Origin of the sequence: Amycolatopsis endophytica (assembly GCF_013410405.1) — a bacterium.
GTDB classification, from domain to species: domain Bacteria; phylum Actinomycetota; class Actinomycetes; order Mycobacteriales; family Pseudonocardiaceae; genus Amycolatopsis_E; species Amycolatopsis_E endophytica.
The window spans coordinates 4326331-4351958 of record NZ_JACCFK010000001.1 but is presented as its reverse complement, the minus strand read 5'-3'; the positions used below and the strand labels follow the sequence as shown (position 1 = coordinate 4351958).

Below are 25628 nucleotides of genomic sequence, written 5' to 3'. Positions count from 1 at the left end.
CCCGGAACCCGGACCCTGCCGAGCATCCGAGGGCCCGGTACGGTGAACCCGGCCGGCCTCCCGCCACCCGGATGCGCCTCCATCGGTCACCTGACGTGGCTACTCGCGTGAATGCGCCACCCGCCCGCGCGATGGAGCTGTGACAGAAGGCGTCCCTATGTCCACTTCGGAACCGATCCGGCCCCCGTGACGATCACCGACCCGGTATGTTCGGCGCTGTCATGACAACACCCGATCAACCGTTCCTGCTCGACACACTGCGCGCCGAGATCCACGGGATCGGGGTCCTCGCCGCGCCGGCCGACCCGGATCTCCCCGTTCCGGCGTGTCCGGGGTGGACCGTCGGCAGGCTGATCCGGCACCTGGGCGGTGTCGCGCACCGGGTCACGGACTGGGTCGACACGCAGACACTGCCGCTGGACTGGGAACGCGAGCCGCCGGACGGGCAGGACGCGCTGGAGTGGTTCCGCGCCGCGGCCGACGGCCTGTTCCGCAGCCTCGCGAGCCGTCCGCCGAGCTTCCCGTGCCAGACCTGGTTCCCCGCCGACCGCACGTTCGGCTTCTGGCGCAGGCGCATGGCCCACGAGTTCACCGTGCACCGCGTCGACCTGGAACAGGCGCTCGGCTTTCCGCCCGTGATCGATCCGGCGCTGGCCGCCGACGGCGTGGACGAGGTGCTGACGCTCTGGCTGGCGGAGCCGAACCGCCCCGCCCCCGAGCCGACGATCACCGTGCCGGGGCGGGGCGAGGTGTTCGAGGTCCACTGTCCGGGTCGCGTGTGGACGGTCACGATGCCTTCGGGTGACGGCAATCCGGTGATCCGCCCCGAAGCCGCGGCAGCCGCGGACGGCCGGGTGTCGGGGGAAGCCACGGATGTCGATCTCTGGTTGTGGGGACGCGGTTCCCTGGATGCGCTGACCGTGTCCGGCGATGTGTCCGCGCTCCGGCGCACTGTGGAGTCGTGCACGCGCTACCCGGCTGATTGAATCGCCCGAAGACGGCCGGTGACCTTGCGCACGAGAGGACCCCCTGATGCTCGGCGAAGGCCCAGAATGGGTGGATTGCGCGACGAGTGGGGAGGGCCCGATGCAGGAGCCGTTGTTCGACTCGGTGGACGAGGTCGTCGAGCGCCTGGCCGGTGCGGGGTACCTGGCGTCCACGGCCGTCGCCACCACTGTCTTCCTCGCCGACCGTCTCGGCAAGCCACTGCTGGTCGAAGGGCCCGCCGGGGTCGGCAAGACCGAGCTGGCCAACGCGCTGGCGCGGGCCACCGGCAGTGACCTGATCCGCCTGCAGTGCTACGAGGGCATCGATGAGGCCCGTGCGCTCTACGAGTGGAACCACGCCAAGCAGCTGCTGCGCATCACCGCGGGCCGCGACGAGGGCTGGGAGCAGGCCCGCGACGAGGTGTTCAGCGAGGAGTTCCTGCTCCCCCGCCCGCTGCTCAAGGCGATCCGCAACCCGGACCCGACCGTCCTGCTGATCGACGAGACCGACAAGGCCGACGTCGAGATGGAGGGCCTGCTGCTGGAGGTCCTCGGCGATTTCCAGGTGACCGTGCCGGAGCTGGGCACGATCAGCGCGCGGCGCCGCCCGTTCGTGCTGCTCACCTCCAACGCCACGCGCGAGCTGTCCGAGGCGCTCAAGCGGCGGTGCCTGTTCCTGCACCTGGACTTCCCGGCGCCGGAGCTGGAACGCGACATCGTCACGCTCAAGGTGCCGGGCCTGGACGCGCGCCTGACCGACTCGGTGGTGCGGGTGGTCGGCGCGCTGCGGTCGATGGAGCTGCGCAAGGCGCCCTCGATCGCGGAGACCGTCGACTGGGCCCGCACGCTGCTCGCGCTGGGCGCGGACACGCTCGACGAGCAGGTGGTCGAGACCAGTCTGGGTGTGATCCTCAAGTACCAGAGCGACCACCGGAAGGCCGCCGCCGAGCTGCGGCTCGACACGCTCCTGTCATGAGCGCCTCCGCCCTGCCCGAGCGGCTCGTCGAGTTCGTCGGCTCGCTGCGCGAGCACGGGATCGCCGTCGGGCCCGGCGAGACCGTCGACGCGGCGGCCGCGGTCGACGTGCTGGGGCTGGCCGACCGCGAGCAGCTGCGGGCCGCGCTCGCCGCGACCGTGCTGCGCCGGTCGGGTCAGCGGGCGACCTTCGACTCCTTGTTCGACCTGTACTTCCCGGTCGCGGTCGGTTCCGCCGAATCGGCGGGACCACCGCCCGCGGACGCGGCCGAGCTGCGGGAGGCGCTGGTCGCCGCGCTGGCCGAGGGCGACGAGGCGCGGTTGCGGTCCCTGGCCTCGGCGGCGGTCGAGGAGTTCGGGCGCTACGGATCCTTCGGCGACGGCGGTTCGGGCGGCGGAGCGGGCGGGATGCGCGGCTGGTCCGCCTACCAGGCCCTGGACCGCGTGCGGCCGGACGCGCTGCTGAACCGGGTGCTCACCACGATCCGCGCCGACGACGGCGCTTTCGCCGAGGCGGTCGCCCGCACCGAGGCCCGTTCCCGCATCACGCGTTACCGCGAGGCGGTGCAGGCCGAGGCCCGCCGCCGCACAGCCGAGCTGCGTGGCCGCGAGCGCATCGCGCACTACGCGGTGCCGCCGCAGACCGATCTGGTCAGTTTCACCAACGCGACCCGCGCCCAGCTGGCCGAACTGCGCCGCACGATCCAGCCGTTGTCCCGCAAGCTGGCGACACGCCTGGCGACCCGCCGCCGTCGCGCGCGGCGCGGGCAGATCGACCTGCGCCGCACGCTGCGCCGGTCGCTGGCCACCGGCGGGGTGCCGATGCGCCCGGCGATGCGCGATCGCCGCCCGGGCCGTCCGGAGCTGGTGCTGCTGTGCGACATGTCCGGTTCGGTGGCCGGGTTCGCGCAGTTCACGCTGCTGCTGGTGCAGGCGCTGTCCGACCAGTTCAGCAAGATCCGCACGTTCGCGTTCGTCGAGCTGACCGACGAGATCACCGGCCTGGTCACCGCGGGCTCCGCCGATCCGGAGGGCCTCGCGCGGCGGATCCTGACGCAGGCGAAGCTCACGCGCTGGGGCATGAGCAGTGACTACGGCGGTTCGCTGGCCAGTTTCGTCGACGGCTGGGCCGATGCGGTCGGTCCGCGCACGTCGGTGCTGATCCTCGGCGACGGGCGCACCAACGGCGGTGACCCGAACCTGGAGGCGGTGCGCCGCATCGCCGGCCGGGCCAAGCACGTGCACTGGCTCAACCCGGAAGCGCGATCAGCCTGGGGCACCGGCGATTCCGCCGCGCTGGAGTACGGCCGGGTGGTGCCGATGCACGAGTGCCGCAACCTGCGGCAGCTCACGCACCTGGTGACCGAGCTGCTGCCCGGCTGAGTCCGCGCGGGAGGAGTAACGAAGTCGTCTCGCGGGAAGTAATTCTCCTGCTGCCGCGTGTAAGCGGTGAACTTCCGGGAAACCGGACCGCATGGCGGGAGTGGGCAGGCGGGCGTTTCTCACCGCGATACTCGCGGGTGCGGCGACGACGGCGTGTGGCAGTGGGGAACCGTTCTTTTCCCCACCAAGGCTTTCCCGGCTGCCCCCGAACCAGCCGCCACCGCTGGACGGGCCGGCGGCCGGGCTGCGCTCGTTCCCCGCGCAGGTCGCGGCGCACAGCGTCCTCGACGACCACCTGCTGGTCGGCTACTGCGGCGCGCCGGGAAGCCCCGCGCTGGGCCGTATGACCGGTGACCTCCAGGCGGCCTCCGCGCAGCTACGTGAGCTGATCGCCACCTACCCGCGGGGCCGGCCGGTCGTGCCGGTGGTCGAGCTGATCGCCACGACGGTGAACTCGGCCCCCGGCCCGGACGGCATGTACCGCAGCCGGGCGAGCGACGACACGATCCGCCGGTACCTGGAGGCGGCGCGGGCGATGGACGGTCAGCTGCTGCTCGACATCCAGCCCGGCCGGGCGGACTTCCTGCCCGAGGTGCAGGCGTTCGAGCGGTGGCTGACCGAACCGGACGTCGGGGTGGCACTGGATCCGGAGTGGGCCGTCGAACCGGGTGTCGAGCCGGGCGAGGAGTTCGGGCGCACCACCGGCGAGGAACTGGACGGCGTGGCCACCTACCTCGCGTCGCTGGTCGCGCGGCACGGGCTGCCGGAGAAGATCATGGTGTACCACCAGGTCGCGGTGTCCGTGGTCGAGGACATCGCGGGCCTGAAACGACACAGTGGCGTCGCCGTGGTCAACGTGGTCGACGGCATCGGCAGCGCCGGGGCGAAGAAGGCGACCTGGGACATGGTGATGAAGCGCAGGCCGCCGCACGTGAACGCGGGCTTCAAGCTCTTCTACCAGGAGGACACGCGTGGTGGGCAGGCGCTGATGCAACCCGAAGAGGTGCTCGCGCTGAACCCGGAACCCGTGTACGTGGTCTACGAATAGGGCCCCCGAGCGCGGGGCAGTTGGGAGTCCGCACTCGGGGGCCACTCGCCTGCCACGTCGCTCCGAGGGGGAGTTCGAGCGCCGGGCAAGACGGCGGTGCCGGAGGTGTCGCGCCCACCCTCCGCGCGGGCCATACCAGTGAATCGAGGCAGAAGCAGGGCGCGTTACTGGCAGGTCTTCAACAGTTTTCAGGAAATCCAGGAGATGTCGTCGGGCCGGCTACCGAGGCGCTGGTCGTGTGAGGTGGCTCGCATGACCCGGAACACTAGCGATCGTTGAACGATCCGTCAACAGGGTTGCTCGATCGTTCAACAATCCTCTACTCTGTGGCGCATCACACCCGTTCGGAAAGGTGCCCCGATGACCGCGTCCACCCTGACCCACCGCGACGCCGAGTTCCTGAAAGCGGTTGCCGATGGCCGCGTCGAACTCACCGCGAGCAGCGAACCGCACGTCTACGTCGACGGTCTCTCCTGCTGCGACCAGTTCGGCGCCCGCCTGCTGATCCACGCCGGCCTGGTCCGGCGGGTCCCCGGCACCGGCGCCCGCATCCCCGCCCGGCTCACCGACGCCGGCCGCGAAGCCCTGCTCTGACGCCTCAGCCGCGCGTCCACTGTGGACGGCTGCGGTAGAGCACGGCGACGAACGCGGGCACCCCGATGATCGACGTGACCACACCGACCGGGATCTCCTGCGGGTCGAGCACGGTGCGCGCCAGCGTGTCGACCCACACCAGCAGCACCGCGCCCGCCACCGCGGTGACCGGCAGGAGCCGTCCATGGCCCGGTCCGACGAGCGCGCGGGCCGCGTGCGGGAGCACCAGCCCGACGAACCCGACGGCACCGCACGCGCTCACCAGCGCGGCGGTCATCAACGCGGTCGTGCACAACAGCACGAGTCGTGTGCGGGCGAGTGAGACACCCAGCGCCGCGGCCAGATCCTGGCCGTAGGCGAGCACGTCGAGCGTGCGGGAGTGGCCGAAGCACACCAGCAGCGCGATCACCAGCACCGCGAAACACATCGCCACTTCCGGCCAGGACGCGCTGCTGAACGAGCCCAGCAGCCAGAACAGCACGCCCTGCGTGGTCTGCGCGTCGCCCGCGGTCAGCACGACGAACGAGGTCAGCGCGGAGAACAGCTGCATCGCGGCGACCCCGGAAAGCACCACACGCTCGGTGGTGCCGCCGAGGGTCTGGCTCAGCAGCAGCACGAGCCCGAACGACAGCACGGCACCGGCGAACGCGCCCACCGACAGCGACACCACGCCGCCACCGACCCCGAGCACCACCACCAGCACCGCGCCGGTCGACGCGCCGGAGGACACGCCGAGCACGAACGGATCGGCGAGCGGGTTGCGCAGCAACGACTGCATGACCGCGCCACACACCGCCAGCCCCGCCCCGCACACCGCGGCGAGCAGGGCCCGCGGGATCCGCAGGTGCCACACGATGCCGTCGCGGATCGGCGTCAGCACCGCGTCACCGAGGCCGAGGTGCGCGAGCACGGTCGAGTAGACGTCGCCGACCCCGATGCCCGCCGGGCCGATCGTCACCGCGACCGCGATCGACACGACGAGCAGCGCGAGGCCCCCGGCGCACAGCGGAACGACGCGCGCGCTGCGCCTCACCCGGCGAGACCGAACCCGCGCAGCGCGGCGGCGACCTGCTCGGTGCCGTCGACGGTGCGCAGTGTCGGGTTCATCGCCTGCCCGGACAGCAGCACGTAGCGCTTGTTCCGCACCGCGGCCAGGTCCCGCGTCACCGGGTGCGATTCGAGAAAGGCGATCTTCGCCTGTGCGGTCTCCGCGGTCTGGGAGCGCCGGGTCAGGTCGCCGAGGACGATCACGTCGGGGTTGCGCGCGGCGACGGTCTCCCAGTTGATCTGCGGCCACTCGTCGTGGGTGTCGTCGAAGACGTTGCGCGCGTGCAGGGTGGCGGTCATGATGCCGGGCGAACCGCAGCACCCGGCGAGATAGGGCGCTTCGGAGTTGGCGAACCAGTACATCAGGCTCACGTTCGACGCGTCGGTGCCCGCCGCGGCGCGCATCCGCTCCTGCAGGCTCGCGACCAGCTGTTCCCCGCGGTCCTCGACCTCGAAGATCCTCGCGAGATCGCGGATCTCGGTGTAGACCGGGTCCATGGTGAGGGTTTCGGTGCGCTTGCCGTCGCCGCCACCGCTGGTGTCCAGTGCGCAGTCGGCCGGCGCCAGGTAGGTCGGCACGCCGAGCTGTTCGAACTGCTCGCGCGTGGCGACGCCGCCCCTGCCGAGGGTGCTCCCGAACGAGGCGGCGACGAAGTCCGGCTCGGTGGCCAGGACGGTTTCGAACGACGGGTTGTTCTCGGCCAGCCGCGGCACCTTCGCGTTGTCCGCGGCGAGGTCGGGCAGCACCGGGTCGGTCCAGGTGGCGGTGCCGGCCATGCGGTCGGCGAGGCCGAGGGACAGCATGATCTCCGCGGAACCCTGGTTCAGCGCCACCGCCCGCTGCGGGGGCTTGGTCACCCGGACCTCGTGCCCGCAGTTCTCGATCGTCCGCGCGGCGCCGTCCGCGGGGGCGGCGCTCGCGCAGGCGGAGAGCGCCAGGACGGCGGCGAGCAGAACGGCTGGCAGGCGGAGAGATCGCACACTGGCCCCTTGCGTCGAGGGCTCATGCGCGGAGCCCGGTCCAACGGTGTCCCCTCACGGGGTGGCCAGCAGGTCTTCGGACTCGGGGTCAACCGGACGGAACGCCTTCCCGGACGCCTTCGTCCAGTGGCCGTTGTCCCGCCCGTCGCCGCTCACCGCTGCGCGTCAGCTCCGGATTCGCACCGGATTCCCTGGCCCTCGATGGGCACGACTGGCCGTTTCACGCTACCACGGTGCCTCCGCGGCGACGCTCACCCGTCGATCCCCGGTGGACAGCGTTGCGGGCTCCACTGTGGACCAGCCGCACCGTCCCGGCGCGCCGGTTCGGGCCCGCCGGTTCGCGCTGACGGGTGGCAGGTGTCGCGACCGGCCAACTCGGTGACCGGAAGGGCCAACACGGTGACCGGAAGGGCCAACACGCCGGCGCGCGGCGTGTTGGCCGCTCCGGGCGGCGTGTTGGCCGCTCCGGGCGGCGTGTTGGCCGCTCCGGGCGGCGGGTTGGCGCTTCGGGGCGTGAAAAACCTGCACCGTGCGTCACCTGGGGCACCGCAAGCGTGACCGGATCGTTCTTTTCCGACCGTGGCGGTCCTTCGTCACCGGCGTTAGGTTGCCGCCATGGCGGGAGAGATCGGCACCACCCCAGAGATCCCGGTGGGCTGGCGGGCGCGGCTCAGGCAGATCGGGCCGGGCATCATGGCCGCGGCGACCGGGGTGGGGGCCGGGGATCTCGTCGCCACCATGGTCGCCGGTTCGCGCTACGGCTACGTGTTGCTGTGGGCGGCGGTGATAGGCACCGTGTTCAAGCTGGCGCTGGCCGAAGCGGTGGGACGGTGGCACCTCGTCTCGGGTCAGACGATCCTCGCGGGATGGCGCACGCTCGGCCGGTGGACGTTGCTGTACTTCGGCGCGTACGCGGTCGTCTGGGGATTCGTGTACGGGGCGACGGCGATGTCGGCGTCGGGACTGCCGCTCAACGCGTTGTTCCCCGTCATGTCCGTCCGGTACTGGGCGATCCTGTGCGCGCTGGCCGGCCTGGTCCTGGTGTGGTTCGGCCACTACGGCGTCATCGAGAAGCTCATGACGGTCCTCACCGGCATCATGTTCGTGACCGTCGTCGGCACGGCGGTGCTCGTCACCCCGAACCTGCTGGACCTCGCGGGCGGGCTGGTGCCGCGGCTGCCGTCCGGGTCGCTCGTGTACGTCCTCGGCCTGGTGGGCGGCGTCGGCGGGACCATCACCATGGCCGCCTACGGCTACTGGACCCTCGCCAAGGGCTGGCGCTCCCCGCGGTGGCTGCCGATGATGCGCACCGACAACGCGGTCGGCTACATCACGACCGGCGTGTTCGTCATCGCCATGCTCATCGTGGGCGCGGAACTGCTCCTCGGTCACCCGGTCACCAGCGGCGACCGCGGCCTGCTCGTCCTCGGCGACACCCTCGCCGCCGACTACGGCCAGTGGGCACGCATCCCGTTCCTCGTCGGCTTCTTCGCGGTGTCCTTCACCTCGCTGCTGGGCGTCTGGAACGGCGTCAGCCTCCTGTTCGCCGACTGGTGGCGCACCCTCCGCCTGCCGCGCGACACGCCAGTGGAGGAACTCGACGCCGACGACCGCCGCATCGGGCGGCGCAGCCCGGCGTTCCGGGTCTACGCGCTGTGGCTGACGTTCCCGCCGATGGCGCTGGTGTTCCTCGACCGGCCGTTCCAGCTGACCGTCGTCTACGGCGCACTCGGTGCGCTGTTCATGCCGTTCCTCGCCGGCACCCTGCTGGTCATGCTCAACACCAGCCGCACCCCGCGCGAGGGCCGCTCCAGCTGGCTGTCCAACGCACTGCTCGGGCTGTGCCTGGCGCTGTTCGTCTACCTCGCCTACAACGAGATCACCGGCCTGTTCGACTGACCGGGTTCAGGCCCAGGCCTGCCACCCCAGCGTCGCGGCGAGCCCGAGCCCCGCGAGCGCGATCACGACCCGCAACGGCGCTGCGGGCACCCGCCGGACCACGGCGGGCCCGACGAACGACCCCGCGACCAACCCCACGCACAACGCGACCGCCGCCGGCCACAAGACGGGACCGGTGAAGGCGAACACCACCGCCGCCACCATGTTGGCGGCCCCGGTCACGATGTTCTTCGCCGCGTTCGTGCGCGCCAGCGGCTGCGTCCACGCGGCGGACAGCAGCGCGAGCATGACGACCCCGGCCGCGGCACCGAAGTAGCCGCCGTAGATGGCGACGAGGAACGCGCCCGTCGCGGTCCCGGCCGTCACCCCGCCGTCACCGCGGCCGGCCCGCTCCGCGAGTCGCGGGGAGAACAACAGCAGCACCGAGGCGCCGGCGATGAGGAACGGGACGACGTAGGCGAACGTGCCGTCGGGGGTGAGCAGCAGCAGCGCGCTGCCCGCCGCGCCACCGACCGCGGTGATCGCGCACAGCCGCAGCAACCGGCTCCGCTGCCCGCGCAGCTCGGGGCGTGAACCGGCCGCGGCGCCGACCGTGTTGCCCATGAGCGCCACCGTGTTCGTCACGTTCGCGCTGACCGGCGGGACACCCACCGCCAGCAGCGCCGGATACGACACCAGCGACGCGAGCCCGGCGATCGATCCGGTCAGGCCCGCGCCGACACCGGCGACCACGAGGAACGCCAGCTGCCACGGGCCGAGACTGGAGAGGGCATCAGCGGGCACGATGGCCCAAATTACCGCAGCGGCCGCGGTCCTCCCGGCGTCCGAGACGAACCCCACTCCTCCACTGTGGAATCAGGAACGGCGAGGCCGGGCACCGCACGACGGGGCCGGGCGAGCGTGGTGAGGGCCCTGGAGGCGGCCGTGACCAGGAAGGCGGCGCCGAGCCCGTGGTGCGCGGCGACCGCGCCGAGGACCGCCGGCCCGGCGACCGAACCGGCGCCGATCATGAGGAACGTGGCGCTCAAGCCGGTGGCGCGCTGTTCCGGGAACACCCGGTAGGCCCACACCGCCATCAGCCCGCCGAACGCCAGGAAACCGAACCCGTACAGCAGGGCCGAGCCGACCGCGGCGGCAGGCACCCCCGGCGCCACCCCGAGCAGCGCGAGCGCGGCGGCCTGCGCGAGCAGCAGGACCAGATGGCCGGTGGAGGGCCCGAGCCGGGACAGCAGGCGCGCGGTCATCACTCCGGCGGTGCCGGACAGTCCCACCACTGTCCAGAACAGCGGGCCGGGGATGGCGCGGACGGCCGCGACCGCGTACGTCCAGTAGACGGAGCCGAGCAGGCCGTAGGACAGCGCGGTCGCATCCAGCGGAAGGGCCCGGCGGCGGGTGAACCAGCCCGGAGACAGCCTTCCCCGCGCGGGCACCACTGCGCCACGCGGGAGCAGTAGTCCGTTGTAGACGGTGGTCGCGAGGGCCAGCACGGCGAAGACCAGCCAGACCACGCGCCAGCCGGGCACGAGCAGGGCCAGCGGTCCGGCGACGGCGACCGCGAACGCGGTACCGCACGGGATCAACGCGAGCATCCGCTCCCGTCGTCCCGGCCGCACCAGGTCGCCGATCGCGTCCGCGTACGGCGACCAGAGGAACGCCGGACTGGTTCCGGCCAGCGCCAGACCGCAGATGAGCAGGACCGGTCCACGCGCGACCGCGGCCAGGGCCAGGCCCGCCGCGGCCGTCACGCCGCCGGTCAGGATCAACGGCCGCGGCCCGACCTTCGCGACGAGCGCGCCGACCGCGGCCAGCGCGGCGAGATAGCCGGCGTAGGTGAGGCTCCCGATGAGGCCGGTCTGCGCGACCGACAACGAGAATTCCGCTTCGAGCCGCGGCAGGAACAGGCCGTAGCCGTAGCGGGCGAAGCCGTACCCCACGCCGATCGCGGACATCCCGGCCACGGCCACCCTCCCTTCGGTTACCGTCTCCATACATTTGAAGGCAACTTGACCCGTTACCGCTTGCAGGGTTCGCCCGGTAACCTGAGGTCATGGCCCCCTCGCGACCCGCGGCCCCGGACGAGCTGCGCCCGCTCCAGGAGTTCGGCAACTCCGCGCGGTTCCTCTACGACGAGGACGATCTGACCGGGCCGGACGCCGCCGCCCGCTGGCTGGCCGCGCACGACCTGGGCGAATTCACCCCGGACCCGGCGGAACTGGAGCGTCTGGTGCGGTTCCGCGAGACGCTGCGAGACCACCTCGACGGCCTGGACGTGACGGACGCGCTCAACGAGTTCGCGACCGGGACCGGGCCACGCTGGTCGGCGGACGGGCCCGCGCTGGTGTCCGCGCGGTCAGGCGTGGACGGCCTGATCGCGCGCCTGCTGGACGCCCTGTTCCGGGCGGAGGTGACGGGCCGGGCACGCAGGCTCAAGCCGTGCCGGGCGCCGGAGTGCCGGTGGCTGTTCTACGACCGCTCCCCCGCGGGGAACAGCGTGTGGTGCACCATGGACATCTGCGGGGCGCGGCACAAGATGCGCACGTACCGCTCACGCCACTGACGCGCGCGCACGCCGAACTCGCGCGGGGCTCAGCCGAGGCCGAGCCGCTCCCCCAGCTTGGCGATGTAGGCGGAGACCTCGTCGGCGGCCCGGTCCGGAAGGCCGAACAGCACCTCGGTCACACCGAGCGACCGCCAGTGCGCCAGCACGTCCGGATCCGGCTTGCCCGCCAGCGCGATCACCCGCGGGTCGCCGTCGCGGCCGGCGTCCTGCCAGATCTTGCGCAGCAGGCGGACCTTGTCGTCCAGTTCGCGGTCCCGAGGCGTGGTCAGCCAGCCGTCCGCGGAGCGGGCGATCCATGCGAAGGTCCGCTCGGTGCCGCCCGCGCCGATCACCACCGGGACCGTCCCGGACGGTTTCGGGTACGCCCAGGACGGTCCGAACCGGACGAACTCGCCCCGGTACTCCGCCTCGTCGGCCGTCCACAGCGCGCGCATCGCTTCCAGGTACTCGCGCGTGACGGTGCGCCGTTTCCCCGCCGGGACGCCGTGGTCGGTCAGCTCGTCCACGTTCCAGCCGAAGCCCGCGCCGAGCACGACGCGGCCGCCGGAGAGGTGGTCCAGCGAGGCGATCGTCTTGGCCAGGGTGATCACGTCGTGCTCGGCGGGCAGCGCGACGGCGGTCGACAACGTGATGCGGCTGGTCACCGAGGACGCCGTCGCGAGCGCGACCCACGGGTCGAGCGTGCGCAGGTAGCGGTCGTCGGGCAGCTCGGCCGTGCCGGTGCCGGGGTGGGCGGCCTCGCGCTTGACCGGGATGTGGGTGTGCTCGGGCACGGCGAAGGAGTCGAAACCCGCGTGTTCCGCCGCCCGCGCCGCCGCGGCGGGCGTGATCCCCCGGTCACTCGTGAACAGCACGACCCCATACCGCACGGACGGCCTCCCGTCTCCGACGACACCGGCCTCGATTAGAACATGTTCTAGTGGGGTGGTGGCAACCCCGGTTGCTTAGACTTCCGGCATGGGCATCGTGACACCGGGATTCCGGGGACGGGCGAGGTCGGCGGACGAGCGGCTGCCGCCCGGGCAGTACCTGGTGGAGGACTTCCCCGTCCTGTCCGCCGGGCCGACACCGCGGATCCGGACGGAGAACTGGACCTTCACCGTGACGACCGAGTCGGGCCTGCGGCACGAGTGGTCGTGGTCCGACCTGCTGGCGTTGCCGTCCGAGACGCCCACCGTGGACATCCACTGCGTGACCCGCTGGTCGAAGCTGGACACGACGTGGCGTGGTGTCTCGCTGGACACCCTGCTGGAGGACGTGGACACCGCGGCGGACTACGCGATGGTGCAGGCCCACGGCGGCTACACCACGAACCTGCCGCTGGAGGACCTGCTCGACGGCCAGGCGTGGATCGCGTTCGAGTTCGACGGCGAGGACCTGACCTCGGAGCACGGCGGGCCCGCGCGTCTGCTGGTGCCGCACCTGTACTTCTGGAAGTCCGCCAAGTGGGTCAAGGGCCTGCGGCTGATGCTCGACGACGAGCCCGGTTTCTGGGAGGCGGCGGGCTACCACGACTACGGCGACCCCTGGCGCGAACAGCGCTACCAGGGGGACTGAGCGCGTGGTCCGGGGAAAGCTGGCCTGGCGCGTGGGTCGCCTGGCCGAGGGCCGCGACGAGACACCCACCGCCCGCACGCTCGTGCTCGACGTGCCGGGCTGGCCGGGGCACCTCGCCGGGCAGCACGTCGACATCCGGCTCACCGCCGAGGACGGCTACAGCACCACCCGCACGTACTCGCTGGCGTCGCCGACAGACGGCGAGCGCATCGAGATCACCGTGCAGCGCGTGCCCGACGGTGAGGTGTCACCGTTCCTGACCGAAGTGTTCACGGTCGGTGACCCCGTCGAGCTGCGGGGCCCGGTGGGCGGGTGGTTCGTATGGCGGCCCGCCTCACCCGATCCGGTGTTGCTGATCGCGGGTGGCGCGGGGATCGTGCCCGTGATGGCGATGATCCGCGCCCGGCGGCAGGTGGGTGGTCGCGCGCCGTTCAAGCTGCTGTACTCGGTGCGAACCCCGGAGGACGTGTACTACGCCGACGAGCTGCGGCGCCCGGAACCCGGTCTGGACGTGACTGTCCTGTACACGCGCAAGGCCCCGGACGGGTGGCCGGGCGAACCGCACCGGATCGCGGTCGCGGACGTGAACACCGCGGGCTGGCCCGCCGAGTTCTCCCCGCAGTGTTTCGTGTGCGGGCCGACCGGGTTCGTCGAGACGGTCGCCAACGTCCTCGTCGCGCTCGGCCACGATCCGCGACGCGTCAAAACCGAACGCTTCGGTCCCAGCGGGAGCTGACCCGGAACAGCCGGCACGGCGGCCGTGCCGTGCGGCAGGGCGAGGATCAGCGGATCCCCGCTCGCGTCCACCACTATCCCGGCCGGATGGCCCGCAGGTCCCGGTCCGCCGGAACGGTTTCCGGATGTACTGACGTGCTCTGCTGCGTTGGTGTCTCTGTCGTGACGTTCCACCTGACGAACGATCACGGGATCAGCCCACGGACGGGCCCATCCCGGGCGAGGGCTGGTGCAGCCCCTCGTCCAGCGGACCGAACTCGGTCATCAGCGCCGGGCTGCCACCCCACGGGGTCTGCTCCTCGCCGATCAGTGAGTTGGTCGTGAGCAGCAGCCCGGCGACCGAAGCGCCGTTCCGCAGCGCCGACCGGCACACCCGCAGGGGTCGATGATCCCCATCTCGATCATGTCGCCACACCGGCCGAGCAGTGCGTCGACCCCGTCGTCGTCGCCGAGTTCGCGGGTGCGCGCGACGACCTCGTCGGCCGGGTAGCCGGCGTTGGCCGCGATGAGCGACGCCGGTTCGGCCAGTGCCCGCCGCACGATTTCCGCCCCTGTGGCGTAGTCGCCGGACAGGCCGGTGTCGGTGAGGACCTTCTCGGCGTGCAGCAGCGCCGCCCCGCCGACGATCGTCGTCGTGTTCTCGGTGACCCCGGCGACCGCGGCGAGGTCCTCCAGCTTGTGCAGGCGGCGGTCGCCGAACCCGCGCGCGGATCGCGCACGCCTGAAAGGTGCCGTTGACGTGGTTGTGCACGAGCATGTTCAGCGCCGTGCCCTCGACGGTCTCGGCGATGACCACGAGCGGCCGCGGCGCCCGCATCACCTTGTCCAGCAACGGCATCAGCTGCCGCACCGTGGTGATCTTCTCACTGCACGCGCGCGGCCCGCGTCCAGATCGGCCAGTGCGCCGAGTGCCGCCCCGGTCACCGTGTTGGCCGCCCCGGTCACCGTGTTGGCCGCTCCGGTCACCGTGTTGGCCGCTCGGGTCACCGTGTTGGCCGCTCGGGTCACCGTGTTGGCCGGTGCGGGACGCGGGGTCAGGGGCGGAGGGAGCGGGCCCACACGGCCAGGTCAGTGACCGTCCACTCCGGACTCGGGTGGGCGGGCAGCGGGAGACGGCCGTCGCGGGTGACGAAGGCCGTGCGCATCCCGGCGGCCTGCGCTCCGGCGATGTCCCAGTCGTGCGCGGCGATCATCACCGGGGGCTCGCCGCCGTGCTCGACCAGCGCATACGCTTTCGGCGATGGTTTGAGCGCCCCGGCCGCCTCGGCCGAGTACACCGCGTCGAACCCGAGGTCGGCGACCTGCGACTCCACCACGGCCTGCGGCGAGTTGCCGAGCGCGACCAGCCGGTGCCCCTGTTCGCGCAGCTCCGTCAGCGCGGGCACGACGTCCGGGTGCGGGGGCAGCGACCGCAGGGTCCGGCCGAGCGCGGGCACGTCCGCCTCGGGTGCCACGGTGCGGGCGCAGGCCCCGGCGATCTCGGCGAAGTCCTGGTACCGGCCGCTCGCGGTGACCACCAGCGCGGTGCGGATGACCAGGTCGAACCAGCGGGTCCGGACCTCGGTCCCGCCGAGGACCTCGTCCAGGGGCGCGAGGTCGAGCAGGGTTTCGTTGATGTCGAAGACGAGCAGCATGCTCCAGAAGGTACTATCGTCTTCGTACCTACGACAAGGGGAAGCGCGATGGACCTCGATCTGGGCACCGTGCTGTCGGCGCTGGCCGATCCGCACCGGCGCGGGGTGGTCGTCGACCTGCTGGACCGCACGGACGGCGAGCACGCGTGCGCGTCGTTCGATCTGCCGGTCGCCAAGTCGACTCGTACCCACCACTGGCGGGTGCTGCGGCAGGCGGGGCTGATCCGGCAGCGGGACGCGGGCAACGGCAGTTTCGTGACCCTGCGCCGGGCCGAGGTCAGCGCGCGCTTCCCCGGCTTGCTGGACTCGATCCGGCAAGCTCACCACGACGAAAGGCGATCCGGGTGACCTTCTCCACCGCCGACCTGGTCGACGAGCACGGCGACGACCTCCGGGTGTGCGACACGCAGTTCCGCCAGTTCGGAGCACACCGCACGTTCTCCGGACGGGTCCGGACTGTGTCGTGCTACCAGGACAACGGCCTGGTCCGTGAATTGCTCCGCACACCCGGCGACGGTGCCGTGCTGGTCGTCGACGGACGGGGTTCCCTGCACACGGCGTTGACCGGCGACCTGATCGCGGCGTCGGCGGTCGAGAACGGCTGGGCCGGGCTGGTGATCAACGGCGCGGTGCGCGATTCGGCGGTGCTTGCCGGATTGGCCCTGGGGATCAAGGCTTTGGGGACCAATCCGCGGAAATCCAGCAAGGCCGGGAATGGGGCCGTGGATGTGCCGGTCGGATTCGGCGGGGTGACGTTCGTTCCCGGCGATTCGCTGTACGCGGATGATGACGGGGTTGTTCTGCTTTCGTAGCCGGTCCGCGGCGCGCTACGCGGGTACCTCAAGCGCCGGGCTCGCAGGCTCGCAGTTGATCCGCCCCTCCCGGACCCGATCCACAGTCCGGTTCTGCGGACGATCAGGCGGGGTCAAGGTACTCTTTCCGCCTTGACCCCGCCTGATCGGCGGCCACAATCGGGGCGTAGCGAACCGAAGCCGACGCTTGAGAAACCCGCGTGGCGCCCCCTCAAGAAACCCCAGCGGAAACCAAAGCCCGCTCGGTCAGCACACGCGCCAAATGCTCCCGGTACTCAACCGTCGCATGAGGCTCATCGGCAGGCGAAGTCCCCTCAGCCGCAACCGAAGCCGCCTCCGCAGCCGAAGCACCGCGAGCCAACGCCGCCTCCACCGCAGAAGCCCGCAAGGGTGTCCCGCCCATGTTGACCAGCGCCACCGACCGTCCGGCGACCACCACGCCGACGATCGCCCAGTCCAGGGCACGGCGGGTGAACTTCTCGAACCCCCACCCGAGACCGTCCTGCACCGGCACACGGATCTCGGTCAGCAACTCCTCCGGCGCCAACGGGGTTTCGAACGGGCCCTGGAAGAACTCGGCGGCCGGGATCCGGCGCTCGCCCGAAGGACCGCGCGCGATCAGCGTCCCGTCGAGCGCCAGGACGGCCGCGGGAAGATCAGCGGCCGGGTCCGCGTGCACCAGGGAACCGCCGATCGTGCCGCGGTGGCGGATCTGCGGGTCTCCCACCGATGCCGCAACCTGCGCGAGCACCGGTGCATGTTCGGCCAGTACCGCGTCGTGCTGCAGGTCGTGGTGGCGCGTCATGGCTCCGACGGCGAGCTCGTCACCATCCAACCGCACGTACCGTAGCTCGTCGAGCGGTCCGATGTCGACGATCAGTTCGGGTGCGGCGAACCGCAGCTTCATCAACGGTAGCAACGACTGCCCGCCGGCGAGGAGCTTCGCGTCGTCGCCGTGCTCGGCGACCGCCGCGAGCGCTTCGTCCACAGAGGACGCTCGCTGGTAGGTGAACCGGGCCGGGATCACCGCTGGACCTCCTGACCCGAGGCGTTCATCACCGCGTTGACGATGTTGTGGTAACCCGTGCAGCGGCACAGGTTCCCCTCCAGACCGTCACGCACCTCCTGCCGCGTCGGCTTCGGGTTGCCCTCCAGCAACGAGACCGAGGCCATGATCATGCCGGGCGTGCAGAACCCGCACTGCAGACCGTGTTCCTCGCGGAAGGCCCGCTGCAGCGGATGCAGATCGCCCTCGTCGCCGTGCAGTCCCTCCAGCGTCGTCACCGCATGACCGTCGGCCTGCGCGGCCAGCACCGTGCACGACTTGACGGACTCGCCGTCGAGCAGCACCGTGCACGCCCCGCACGACGTGGTGTCGCACCCGATGTTCGTCGCCGTCAGGCCTGCCTGCTCACGCACGAAGTGGACCAGCAGGGTCCGGTCCTCGACCTCCTCGGAGACCGTCGTGCCGTTGATCTCGATCGAGACCTTCACGTCAGTTCGCCTTCCTCGCTTCGGTGAGCGCCTGCCAGACCCGCAGCGGGGTGGTGGGCATGTCGAGATGACGCACGCCCAGGTGGGACAGCGCGTCGACGACCGCGTTGTGCACCGCGGGTGTCGAGCCGATCGTCGCGGCCTCCCCGATTCCCTTGACACCCAGCAGGTTCCGCGTCGTGGGCGTCTCGGAATCGACCAGTTCGAAGTCCGGCAGCTCGGGCGCGGAGATGAACGAGTAGTCCGCCAGTGTCGCCGTGGTCGGGTTGCCGTCGGCGTCGTAGTTCATGACCTCCAGCAGCGCCTGCGCCGCGCCCTGGCCGAGCCCGCCGTGCCGCTGCCCCTGGAAGGCGAGCGGGTTCACGACGGGTCCGGCGTCGTCGCAGGCGATGATCCGCTTCAGCACGACCTTCCCGGTGAGCGTGTCGACCTCGACGACGGCCAGGTGGGCGCCGAACGGGAAGGTGGGAGAACCGTCGCCGAACCACACGTCGGCCGTCAGGTCGGTCTGCTCGGCGATCTGCGCCCAGGTGACCCCGCCGCTCGCCGGTGCGCCCCGCACCCCGAAGACACCTTCGGACAGCTCCAGGTCGTCCGGGCTGGCCTCCAGCCGGTCGGCGGCCAGCGCGCGGGCCTGCTCGATCACCTGGTCGGCGGCCTGACGCAGCGCGGAACCGCCCAGCTGCAGCGACCGCGACCCGAACGTGCCGATCGCCCTGGGCACCTCGTCGGTGTCGCCGTGCCGGATCGTGATGCGGTCCATCGGCACGCCGAGCTGGTCGGACAACAGCATCGCCAGCGTGCTGTCCAGGCCCTGCCCGTGCGGTGAGGAACCGGTCCACGCGGTGACCGAGCCGTCCGGGTTGACGGTGATCTTCCCGCTCTCGCCGCCCGAGTCACCACCGGTGATCTCGACGTAGGTGGCCAGCCCGAGCCCGAGCGCCACCGGATCGCCCGCCTCGCGTCGCCGGGCCTGCTCGGCGCGCAGATCCGCGTAGCCCGCGGCCTCCAGGACCTGGTCCAGCGCCTTCGCGTACTCGCCGGTGTCGTAGGTGGCACCGGTCGGCGAGGAGTAGGGAAACTCGTCGGGCCGGATGAAGTTGACGCGCCGGACCTCGGCCGGGTCCATGCCGATCTCGGCGGCGAAGAGGTCCATCGCGCGCTCGATCGCCGCCGTGGCCTCCGGTCGCCCGGCGCCCCGGTACGCCGCGATGGGCGTGGTGTTGGTGACGACGGCGCGGTTGCTCGTCTCCACCTTCGGGAAGTGGTAGACGCCGGTGGCCATCAGCTCGGTGAGCGTGGGCAGGAACATCGTGCGCGGGTAGGCGCCGGCGTCCTGCACGACCTCCAGCCGGAACGCGAGCACGGTGCCGTCGCGGCGCCCGCCGATGGTGACGGTGTTCTGCTGCGCGCGGCCGTGCGTCATCGAGACCAGGTTTTCGCTGCGGGTCTCCACCCAGCGGATCGCGCGGCCGGAGCGCTTCGACGCCCAGCCCAGCACCACCGACTCCGGATCGGTGCCGATCTTCGCGCCGAACCCGCCGCCGACGTCGGGCGTGACCACGCGGACGTCCGCCGCCTCGACGCCGAGTCCCTTCGCCACGGTGGCGCGCGAGATCTGCGCGTTCTGCGTCGACAGCCACAACGTCAACCGGCCGTCTTCGCCCCATGCGCAGGCCGCGCCGCGCACCTCCAGCGGCGCCGGCGCGACCCGCTGGTTCAGGATCGTGTGCGACAGCACGACCTCGCAGCCGGCGAAGGCCGCGTCGTCGAACTCGCCGTCGCCGGCCTGGAGGACATTGGTGCCCTGGTCGGGAAACAGGACGGTCTCGCCGGTCAGTGCCGCGTCGATGCTCGCGACGACGTCCAGCGGGTCGTAATCGACGTCGACCAGCTCGGCGGCGTCCGCGAGCTGGTAGCGCTCCTCGGTGAGCACGAGCGCGACCGGCTCGCCGACGTAGCGCACGACGCCGTCGGCGAGCCACGGTTCGACGACCGGACCGGCCTTGTGCGGCGCGAGGTCGAGGTCGGCGGCCGTGTAGACCGCGACGACGCCCGGCGCGTCGAGCGCGGCGGAGGCGTCGACGGTGACGCGCGCGTGCGCGACCGGGCTGCGCACGAACATCGCGTGCACCGCACCGGTCAGCGCCTCCACCCGCAGATCCTCGACGTAGGTCCCGCCCCGCGTGATCAGCTGGTGGTCCTCGATCCGGACCACCCTGGTGCCGACGATGCTCAAAACTGGCCTCCCACTACGGATACTCCGCGATCATGCCTGCCGGTGCGAGCGAAGTCACGCGCGGGGAGATTCCTTCCGCGAAGCGGAAAACCTCGATGGCAGTATTTTGCCGAACATCCGCAGTCCTGCCACTCGTGGGACAGTGCTTGCTGGAGCACGCTCCAGGTATGGGACTGTTGAGCCGAATCCTCATCGGGTTGCGTGAGTTCGCCGCGACGCACGCCGAGCTCACCGAACGCCAGGAACTGCGGAACCGGCCGTGGGAGGAGGATTTCCTGCACTGGTCGCTCGACGCCGAACTGCACGGAACCGTCGTGCCACCACCGGGCCGCCACAGCACGACCCGCTCCGGCTGGTGCCCCGGCGTCCACCGGGCCCGCGTGGACGCGCGTTAGGACGACTCCGCGCGGGGGTGTCGTCAGGGGCACAGCCGGAAGTGGGTGGTGAGGCGCCGCTCCTCGTCGACCACGTGGAACGCCAGGGCAGGTGGCCGGTCGTGGTCGAGGGGGCCGCCGTCCGCCCATCCGGCGTCGCCGCCGGGTTCCCACGGCAGCGACAGCGTCGAGACCACCCCGGGCGCCACCACCAGCGGCCGCCCGGCGAACGTGCTCACCGCGGGTGTGTGCGCGTGCCCGCAGAACAGCGCCACCACGTCCGGGTGCCGCGCGATCACCTCGGCCAGCCGCCGCGCCTCGTGCTGACGGATCTCGTCGAGCAGGGGGTGGTGCAGCACCACCGGCGGGTGGTGGAACGCGACGAACGCCGGCCGCCCGGCCTCCTCGGTCAGCACGCCGTCCAGCCACTCCAGCGTCTCGTCCGCGAGGTGGCCCGCGCCACTGCCGGGGATGCTGCTGTCACACATCGCGAACACCGCGCCCGCCGCGTGGCCGGTCCGGTCGACCGGGCCCGCCGACTCCGCCTCCCCGAGCAGGACCGAACGGTAGGCGGGCCGCCTGTCGTGGTTGCCAGGGCAGTGGAACACCGGGTACGGCAGGCCGGCCAGCAGCTCGGCGACCTCCGCGTACTCGCCGGGTTCGCCGTGATCGGCCAGGTCGCCGGTCACCAGCACGGCGTCCACGGGGAGGGGCAGTCCGGCCAGGTAGCGCACCACGCGGGCCGCGCGCGCGGCGTTGCGTTCGCCGCCGTCGAGGTGGAGGTCGGACAGGTGCGCGAGGACCGTCATGGCGCGACCCTAACCGGCTGCGAGAATTTTCCGGCGGGATTCAACAACTCGGGGTCCCCGGCGCGTTGGAGACGCACAACCCGAAGAACCGAAAGGAACGCCGGTGCGGGACCGCTTCGACGACTTCGTGGCCGAGCGCCTCGACCGCCTGCTCCGCTACGCCACGGCCCTGACCTGCGACCCCCACCTCGCACAGGACGTGGTGCAGGAGACCCTGCTGCGTGCCCAGCAACGCTGGGCACGCATCGCCGGGCTCCGGGCCCCCGAGAGCTACGTGCGCAAGATGATCACCAACGAGTACCTGTCGTGGCGGCGGCGGAAGGCCTCCCGCAACGTGGCCGCGGCGAACAGCACGCTGGAAGCACTCGCGGCGCCCACCGCCGACCCGGCCGACCACTTCGCGGAACGCGACGCCATGCGCACCCGCATCGCCGCCCTGCCGCGCAAGCAGCGCGCCGCGATCGTGCTCCGCTTCTACGAGGACTGCACCGACGCCGAGATCGCCGAAGCGCTCGGCTGCTCGGCGGGCACGGTCCGCAGCCACATCTCCCGCGCCCTGAGCACGCTGCGAACCGACGAGCGTGGACGGCGCCGACCCGTGACGGAGGCACTGTCATGACCCCCGACCGCACCGACCAGCTGGTCCGCGCCGCACTGGCCGCCGAAGCCGCGCGGCGCCCGGACCCTCGCACCGTGCTCGCCGGACTCGAACGCCGCCGCGCCGAGCCGCGCCACAACCGGACCCCGATCCTGATCGCGGCCGCCGCGGCCGTCGTGGTCGTGGCCGTCGCCGCGGTACTCGTGCCGCGGATGTTCCAGCGGAGCGAACCGGTGGTGGGCACGCCGCCCGCCCCCGACCAGAACGTGCTGCTCGTCGGTTTCGACGACCACGACTACGCCGACTCCATCGTGCTCGGCCAGTTCCGGCGGAACGGCACCGCCGCGCTCGCCTCCATCCCCCGCGACTCGTGGGTCGACATCCCCGGATTCGGCGAGGGCAGGCTGAGCGGCGCCTACGCCAGCGGCAAACAGGCCGCCCTGCAGCAGGGCCTGGACGAAAAGGCCGCGGCCGAGGCCGGTACGCGCACGCTCGTCGACACGGTCCAGCAGCTCACCGGCACCCATATCGACCACTACGGCCTGGTCGGGCTGCCGGGGTTCGCCGACCTCGCCACCGCGCTCCAGGGAGTGCCGGTCTGCCTGCGCGCCGCCACCCACGACACGGTGACCGGTGCGTCGTTCCCGGCCGGGCCACAGGTCCTGACCGGGCCGTCGGTGCCGGCCTTCCTCCGGCAACGCCACGGCCTGCCCAACGGGGACCTCGACCGCGTCGTGCGGCTCCAGGCGTTCCTGCGTGCCGCGGCGGAGAAGGTGCTCGACGGGAACATGCTCGCCGACCCGCGGTTCGTGAACTCGCTGGTCCAGACCGCGCGCGACGCCGTCCGGGTCGATCCGGGGTGGGACCTGCTCTCCTTCGCCGCGCTGCTCGGCGAAATCCGCGGCGACGACGTGCGGCTGGCGACCGTGCCCATCGCCGAACCGGAGCGCGACCGGACGGGCACGATCGGCCTCGAACCGGACCAGGTGCGCACGTTCGTGGCGGACCTGCCCGCCGCGCCCCCGACAGCGCCGGAGGAGTGCGTGAACTGAGCACCGATCGGTTCGTCACCGCCCGGAGCGGTGTCCTCCCGCGGCCACGGGGTTAGGCTGACAGCCGCCGACGTGGAGGGGACCGATGACCGGGCGGCAGGCCGACAGCGGGGCCGCGGGGACGTTCGACCCCGCGGTCTTCGGCCTGTCGGAGACCATCCGGGTCGCCTCGATGCTGCGCGCCGAAGCCGAGAACGCGCCGGATCTGCCCACCGCGGCACAGGCGGTCATCCGGCGGTTGCGGGACGGCTTCGCCGGACGCGTGCTGGCGGAGCTGTTCACCGTGGACGAGGGTTCGCCACCCGTCCTGCTCGCCGCGGACGGAAGGGCGTGGTCGCGGGGCGCACTGGCCGAGGCCATCGCCTCCCGGCCGCCGGGTGAGCGTTTTCCCGTGGTCCGGACGGCGGGCGTGCTGGCCTTCGGCGGCCCGCTGTCCGGGGGCCGGTCCTTCTGGCTCGTGCTGCCCGCTCCGACCGAGCTGCCGGAGCGGGCCGCCCGCGCGATCGCCGTCAGCGTCCGCGCCGGGCTGCTGGCCCGCGGAACAGCCGCGGAACGCGAGGATGCGCTCCGCGAGTACCTCGTGATGCTGGAGGACGTCTCGCGGGTGCGGGGCGCGGAACTGGAACAGGCCGCCGACCGCGCGGGCGCCGAGGTCGAGCTCGTGGACACCCTTCAGACGGTCGGGCGGCGGCTGACCGCCCAGCTCGACATCGACACCCTGGTGCAGGACGCCACCGACGCGGCCACCCGCGGCACCGCCGCCGCGTTCGGGGCGTTCTTCTACAACCTCATCGACGAGTACGGCGAGTCCTACACCCTCTACACGCTGTCCGGGATCCCGAAGGAGACCTTCGACGGCTTTCCGATGCCCCGCAACACGCAGGTGTTCGCGGCGACGTTTTCCGGCAGCGGCATCGTGCGCAGCGCCGACATCACGCAGGACCCGCGCTACGGCCACAACGCGCCGTACCACGGGATGCCCGAAGGCCACCTGCCGGTGCGCAGCTACCTGGCCGTCCCGGTGATCACCCCGACCACGCGGGAGGTGCTCGGCGGGTTCTTCTTCGCCCACCCCGAGCCCGGCCGGTTCACCGAGCGGCACGAGCAGATCGCGGCAGGCATCGCCGGGTACGCCGCGATCGCGCTCGACAACGCGCGCCTGTTCGCCCGGCACCGGTCGATGGCCACCGAACTGGCGCGCAGCATGCTGCCCGCGGTGCCGGACATTCCCGGACTGCGGATCGTCTCGCGCTATCTGCCCGCCGCGGCCGGATCGGAGGTGGGCGGCGACTGGTTCGACGTGATCCAGCTGCCCGGCGGCCGGACCGCGTTCGTGGTGGGCGACGTGGTGGGGCGCGGGGTCCCGGCGGCCGCGGTGATGGGGCAGATGCGCACCGCGATCCGGTCCTACGCGCTGCTGGACCTGCCGCCGTCCGACGTGCTGCACAACGTGTCGCAGCTGGCGCGGACCACCCCCGGCGCCAAGTTCATCACCTGCCTGTACGCGGTGCACGATCCGATCGACGAGTCGCTGACCTTCGCCAACGCCGGTCACCTTCCCGCGATCCTGATCGGCGCCGACGGCTCGGCGCGGCAGATCGCGGAGGCGCTGGGCATGCCGCTGGGCGTGGGCGAGCAGTACCCGCAGGAGCAGACGCCGTTCCCGCCGGGGATGCGGCTCGTGCTGTACACCGACGGTCTGGTGGAGAGCCGCACGCGGGATCTGGGCGCCGGGATCGACGAGCTGCTGGCCGAGCTGCGCGCCCTGCCGGAGGACGGCGATCTCGAAGCCGGCTGCGACGCGATGATCGAACGGATGACCGGGCACGGCCACGACGACGACGTGGCGCTGCTGTACGTCGACCACCGCGGCGCGCACCGGCGGGTCGCGTCGATGTCTCTGACGCGGGAGGTCGACCTCGCGGTGGTGCGTGAGTTCGTCCGTGCGCGGCTGGCGGAGTGGGATCTCGGCGGCGAGGTGGTCGCTTCCGCGCTGAAAATCGCCTCCGAGCTGGTGGCGAACGCGATGCAGCACTCGTCGGCGCCACTGACGCTGCGGTTGTTCCACGACGGCCGCAGCCTCACGGTGGGCGTCGCGGACCGCACCGGCGCGCTGCCGCACCTCCTGGCGGCGGGCGGGAACGACCATCGCGGGCTGCGGGTGGTCGAGTCGGCGTCGGCCCGGTGGGGCACGCGCGCGACCCCCGAGGGCAAGATCGTGTGGGCGGAGCTGACGACCGGGTAGACCGGTTCCGGCGAATTCCCCGTGTGTAATCCGGACACCGTGGGTAACCCCCAGCCGGTTCACCACACGCCGAGGGGACTTCGATGCACGCCGGAGACCATCGCCTGCACCGACTCGTGCCGGCCCGGTCGCACAACGCGACGAGCCTGAGACATGCGCTCACCCGCTGGGCGCACGAGGTGAAGTTGCCGGACGACACCGCCGAAGCCATGGCACTCGCGACGTACGAGGCCATGGTCAACGTCGTCACCCACGCCTATCCCGCGCGTGCGGACGGCTCGCTGGAGCTGTCCGCCGAGCTGCGCGGGAACGCCGTGGACGTGACGGTGAGCGACCGGGGACGCTGGCTGCCGCCCGCGGAAGACCCGGGCCCGTTGCACGGCAGGGGGCTGCCGCTGATCCACGCGCTGTCCGACCGGGCCGAGGTCGCGCCCGGGCCGGGTGGCACGACGGTGCGGATGCGCTGGCCGGCGCTCCCGAGCCCGGGTGCACCGGGCCGCCTGCGCGACGCGGCCCGGTGCAGTTAGACCGCGGCCGCGCGCTGGGTACCGCTACCCGCGCTTCGTCGCGAGTCACCGGCACCCGCACCGCCACGCCGGTCCTTGC

General features: G+C 72.0%; 26 protein-coding genes, 1 pseudogene and 1 riboswitch. Of the genes and pseudogenes, 16 read left to right on the top strand and 11 right to left on the bottom strand.

The genetic code is table 11. The annotated features are described in order from the left end of the window. Positions 1-221: 221 nt before the first annotated feature. From HNR02_RS21455 to HNR02_RS21435, 5 genes are all read left to right on the top strand, one after another. Positions 222-986, top strand: a complete 765-nt coding sequence (locus HNR02_RS21455) for a maleylpyruvate isomerase family mycothiol-dependent enzyme (RefSeq protein ID WP_179774919.1) — start codon at positions 222-224, stop codon at positions 984-986. Positions 987-1086: 100 nt separating this feature from the next. Continuing rightward, a complete protein-coding gene (locus tag HNR02_RS21450; protein WP_179774918.1) occupies positions 1087-1962 on the top strand; it encodes an AAA family ATPase in 876 nt (291 codons plus the stop codon). After that, complete coding sequence (locus tag HNR02_RS21445; protein ID WP_179774917.1) at positions 1959-3344, top strand: vWA domain-containing protein; 1386 nt, start codon at positions 1959-1961, stop codon at positions 3342-3344. The genes HNR02_RS21450 and HNR02_RS21445 overlap by 4 nt, the downstream gene beginning before the upstream one ends. A 91-nt stretch (positions 3345-3435) precedes the next feature. Continuing rightward, complete coding sequence (locus HNR02_RS21440) at positions 3436-4392, top strand: hypothetical protein (protein WP_179774916.1); 957 nt, start codon at positions 3436-3438, stop codon at positions 4390-4392. 360 nt (positions 4393-4752) lie between these two features. Next, positions 4753-4986 (top strand): hypothetical protein, encoded by a 234-nt coding sequence (locus HNR02_RS21435; protein WP_179774915.1) that lies wholly within the window; start codon positions 4753-4755, stop codon positions 4984-4986. 4 nt (positions 4987-4990) lie between these two features. Here HNR02_RS21435 and HNR02_RS21430 read toward each other — a convergent pair whose 3' ends face one another. Together HNR02_RS21430 and HNR02_RS21425 are read right to left on the bottom strand one after the other, a co-directional pair. Further along, positions 4991-6019: a FecCD family ABC transporter permease gene (locus HNR02_RS21430; protein WP_179774914.1), complete on the bottom strand. Its 1029-nt coding sequence runs from the start codon at positions 6017-6019 to the stop codon at positions 4991-4993. After that, positions 6016-7014, bottom strand: a complete 999-nt coding sequence (locus tag HNR02_RS21425; RefSeq protein WP_312861082.1) for an ABC transporter substrate-binding protein — start codon at positions 7012-7014, stop codon at positions 6016-6018. Before HNR02_RS21425 ends, HNR02_RS21430 begins: the two co-directional genes overlap by 4 nt. Before the next feature lie 50 nt (positions 7015-7064). After that, a riboswitch (cobalamin riboswitch) is annotated at positions 7065-7245 on the bottom strand. A gap of 384 nt (positions 7246-7629) precedes the next feature. Here HNR02_RS21425 and HNR02_RS21420 point away from each other — a divergent pair. Beyond that, complete coding sequence (locus HNR02_RS21420; RefSeq protein WP_179774913.1) at positions 7630-8913, top strand: Nramp family divalent metal transporter; 1284 nt, start codon at positions 7630-7632, stop codon at positions 8911-8913. Between the two features lie 6 nt (positions 8914-8919). Here the strand turns inward: HNR02_RS21420 and HNR02_RS21415 are convergent, their stop codons facing one another. Together HNR02_RS21415 and HNR02_RS21410 are read right to left on the bottom strand one after the other, a co-directional pair. Then, positions 8920-9696 carry a sulfite exporter TauE/SafE family protein gene (locus HNR02_RS21415; RefSeq protein ID WP_179774912.1) on the bottom strand — a complete coding sequence of 259 codons (777 nt, stop codon included), beginning with the start codon at positions 9694-9696 and terminating at the stop codon, positions 8920-8922. Between the two features lie 11 nt (positions 9697-9707). After that, positions 9708-10901 carry an MFS transporter gene (locus tag HNR02_RS21410; RefSeq protein WP_179774911.1) on the bottom strand — a complete coding sequence of 398 codons (1194 nt, stop codon included), beginning with the start codon at positions 10899-10901 and terminating at the stop codon, positions 9708-9710. A 59-nt stretch (positions 10902-10960) separates the two neighbouring features. On the opposite strand from HNR02_RS21410, the gene HNR02_RS21405 reads away from it, so the two are divergent. Continuing rightward, positions 10961-11470 carry a CGNR zinc finger domain-containing protein gene (locus HNR02_RS21405; RefSeq protein ID WP_179774910.1) on the top strand — a complete coding sequence of 170 codons (510 nt, stop codon included), beginning with the start codon at positions 10961-10963 and terminating at the stop codon, positions 11468-11470. Positions 11471-11499: 29 nt separating this feature from the next. Here HNR02_RS21405 and HNR02_RS21400 read toward each other — a convergent pair whose 3' ends face one another. Further along, a complete protein-coding gene (locus HNR02_RS21400; protein ID WP_179774909.1) occupies positions 11500-12342 on the bottom strand; it encodes an LLM class F420-dependent oxidoreductase in 843 nt (280 codons plus the stop codon). A gap of 88 nt (positions 12343-12430) precedes the next feature. On the opposite strand from HNR02_RS21400, the gene HNR02_RS21395 reads away from it, so the two are divergent. Next, positions 12431-13030, top strand: a complete 600-nt coding sequence (locus HNR02_RS21395; protein WP_179774908.1) for a sulfite oxidase-like oxidoreductase — start codon at positions 12431-12433, stop codon at positions 13028-13030. Positions 13031-13034: 4 nt separating this feature from the next. Beyond that, positions 13035-13766: a ferredoxin reductase gene (locus HNR02_RS21390; protein WP_179774907.1), complete on the top strand. Its 732-nt coding sequence runs from the start codon at positions 13035-13037 to the stop codon at positions 13764-13766. A 192-nt stretch (positions 13767-13958) separates the two neighbouring features. Here HNR02_RS21390 and HNR02_RS36520 read toward each other — a convergent pair. Together HNR02_RS36520 and HNR02_RS21380 are read right to left on the bottom strand one after the other, a co-directional pair. After that, positions 13959-14636, bottom strand: a pseudogene (locus tag HNR02_RS36520) (TCP-1/cpn60 chaperonin family protein); the annotation flags it as partial. A gap of 163 nt (positions 14637-14799) precedes the next feature. Next, the gene (locus HNR02_RS21380) at positions 14800-15399 is read right to left on the bottom strand and encodes an HAD family hydrolase (RefSeq protein ID WP_179774906.1); all 600 of its coding nucleotides are present in this window, start codon (positions 15397-15399) and stop codon (positions 14800-14802) included. 48 nt (positions 15400-15447) lie between these two features. Between HNR02_RS21380 and HNR02_RS35560 the strand changes: the two genes are divergently transcribed. Both HNR02_RS35560 and rraA read left to right on the top strand, forming a co-directional pair. Beyond that, positions 15448-15747, top strand: a complete 300-nt coding sequence (locus tag HNR02_RS35560) for an ArsR/SmtB family transcription factor (RefSeq protein ID WP_179774905.1) — start codon at positions 15448-15450, stop codon at positions 15745-15747. Further along, positions 15744-16211 (top strand): ribonuclease E activity regulator RraA, encoded by a 468-nt coding sequence (gene rraA, locus HNR02_RS21370; protein WP_179774904.1) that lies wholly within the window; start codon positions 15744-15746, stop codon positions 16209-16211. The genes HNR02_RS35560 and rraA overlap by 4 nt, the downstream gene beginning before the upstream one ends. Before the next feature lie 211 nt (positions 16212-16422). Here the strand turns inward: rraA and HNR02_RS21365 are convergent, their stop codons facing one another. Genes HNR02_RS21365 through HNR02_RS21355 form a run of 3 tightly spaced genes read right to left on the bottom strand, consistent with a single transcriptional unit; the run spans position 16423 to position 19944 of the window. After that, positions 16423-17238 (bottom strand): FAD binding domain-containing protein, encoded by an 816-nt coding sequence (locus HNR02_RS21365; protein WP_179776048.1) that lies wholly within the window; start codon positions 17236-17238, stop codon positions 16423-16425. Next, the gene (locus tag HNR02_RS21360; protein ID WP_179774903.1) at positions 17235-17705 is read right to left on the bottom strand and encodes a (2Fe-2S)-binding protein; all 471 of its coding nucleotides are present in this window, start codon (positions 17703-17705) and stop codon (positions 17235-17237) included. Before HNR02_RS21360 ends, HNR02_RS21365 begins: the two co-directional genes overlap by 4 nt. A 1-nt stretch (position 17706) precedes the next feature. After that, a complete protein-coding gene (locus HNR02_RS21355; protein WP_179774902.1) occupies positions 17707-19944 on the bottom strand; it encodes a xanthine dehydrogenase family protein molybdopterin-binding subunit in 2238 nt (745 codons plus the stop codon). 167 nt (positions 19945-20111) lie between these two features. Between HNR02_RS21355 and HNR02_RS21350 the strand changes: the two genes are divergently transcribed. Next, positions 20112-20339 carry a hypothetical protein gene (locus tag HNR02_RS21350; RefSeq protein ID WP_179774901.1) on the top strand — a complete coding sequence of 76 codons (228 nt, stop codon included), beginning with the start codon at positions 20112-20114 and terminating at the stop codon, positions 20337-20339. Between the two features lie 23 nt (positions 20340-20362). On the opposite strand, the gene HNR02_RS21345 is transcribed toward HNR02_RS21350, so the two are convergent. Further along, entirely contained in the window at positions 20363-21127 is a 765-nt protein-coding gene (locus tag HNR02_RS21345) for a metallophosphoesterase (protein WP_179774900.1), read from the bottom strand. A 103-nt stretch (positions 21128-21230) separates the two neighbouring features. On the opposite strand from HNR02_RS21345, the gene HNR02_RS21340 reads away from it, so the two are divergent. The 4 genes from HNR02_RS21340 to HNR02_RS21325 all read left to right on the top strand — a co-directional run bounded on the left by HNR02_RS21340 (position 21231) and on the right by HNR02_RS21325 (position 25549). Beyond that, positions 21231-21746 carry a SigE family RNA polymerase sigma factor gene (locus HNR02_RS21340; protein WP_179774899.1) on the top strand — a complete coding sequence of 172 codons (516 nt, stop codon included), beginning with the start codon at positions 21231-21233 and terminating at the stop codon, positions 21744-21746. After that, positions 21743-22777, top strand: coding sequence for an LCP family protein (locus HNR02_RS21335; RefSeq protein ID WP_179774898.1), 1035 nt, complete (start codon positions 21743-21745; stop codon positions 22775-22777). The genes HNR02_RS21340 and HNR02_RS21335 overlap by 4 nt, the downstream gene beginning before the upstream one ends. A gap of 85 nt (positions 22778-22862) precedes the next feature. Continuing rightward, positions 22863-25022 (top strand): ATP-binding SpoIIE family protein phosphatase, encoded by a 2160-nt coding sequence (locus HNR02_RS21330; RefSeq protein ID WP_179774897.1) that lies wholly within the window; start codon positions 22863-22865, stop codon positions 25020-25022. Between the two features lie 83 nt (positions 25023-25105). After that, complete coding sequence (locus tag HNR02_RS21325) at positions 25106-25549, top strand: ATP-binding protein (RefSeq protein WP_179774896.1); 444 nt, start codon at positions 25106-25108, stop codon at positions 25547-25549. Positions 25550-25628 lie beyond the last annotated feature (79 nt).